The 1,195-nt window shown below is 60.6% G+C and carries 1 protein-coding gene; it reads left to right on the top strand.

Going from position 1 to position 1,195, the window contains the following annotated elements; all coding sequences use genetic code 11:
* On the top strand, positions 1–1,195 hold a 1,195-nt coding region (locus A0O30_RS27540), incomplete at both ends, for an immunoglobulin-like domain-containing protein (RefSeq protein WP_371921640.1).

Raw genomic sequence — 1,195 nt, 5'->3', positions numbered from 1 at the left:
CCACGACCTGGTCGTGACCCTGAGCAACGATGCTCAGGTCACCATCAAGGCCGGCGACACCAGCGCGCCATACGAGCACGCTGCACAGGGCGATGACGTCTATAACGACGCTGGCCAGATCAGCGTGGGTATCAAGTCGGCGGTGGACGTCGATGGTCGTACCTTCGAGAACCTGCAACTGGGCGGCAACGCTTCGGTTCAGGTGACCGATACCACCGACGAAGTCATCGCGAAGCTGACTGCTACCCCGTCGGTCACTGAAGGCGGCGTGATCACCTACACCGTGACGCTGACCAACAAAGATGGCCTGCCGATCAACAACCACTCGGCGCTGACCTTCACGCTGAACGATGGCAAGACCACCATCACTGTGCCGGCCAACGGCACCGTGGGTACTACCACCGTGACTGCGCCGGACAACGTCTACACCGGTACCAACGACTCGATCGTGAAATCGATCGCCTCGGTCAGCGGTGACGATGTTGGCAAGTTCGAACAACTGACCTTGGACAAGGCCCCGGTCACCACCACCGTCACCGACGAGCCAGGCTCGGGTACCCCAGGCACTGGCAACGAAGGCGATCTGGTACTGGTGACCATTACCGCTGACCAGACCTCGGTCGCGGAAAACGTCAAACCGACCTTCACCGTGCACATCAACCAGCCGCTGGATCACGACCTGGTCGTGACCCTGAGCAACGATGCTCAGGTCACCATCAAGGCCGGTGACACCAGTGCGCCGTATGAGCACGCTGCACAGGGCGATGACGTCTATAACGACGCTGGCCAGATCAGCGTGGGTATCAAGTCGGCGGTGGACGTCGATGGTCGTACCTTCGAGAACCTGCAACTGGGCGGTAACGCCTCCGTTCAGGTGACCGATACCACCGACGAAGTCATCGCGAAGCTGACTGCTACCCCGTCGGTCACTGAAGGCGGCGTGATCACCTACACCGTGACGCTGACCAACAAAGACGGCCTACCGATCAACAACCACTCGGCGCTGACCTTCACGCTGAGCGACGGCAAGACCACCATCACCGTGCCGGCCAATGGCACTGTGGGCACTACCACCGTTACCGCTCCGGATAACGTCTACACCGGCACCAACGACTCGATCGTGAAATCGATCGCTTCGGTCAGCGGTGACGACGTCGGCAAGTTCGAACAACTGACCCTGGACAAGGCGCCGGTG

This window comes from Pseudomonas sp. LLC-1, assembly GCF_002992185.1.
In the GTDB taxonomy this organism is placed as follows: domain Bacteria; phylum Pseudomonadota; class Gammaproteobacteria; order Pseudomonadales; family Pseudomonadaceae; genus Aquipseudomonas; species Aquipseudomonas monteilii.
The sequence above is the reverse complement of the archived record's forward strand: the minus strand, read 5'-3'. Positions and strand labels throughout refer to the sequence as shown.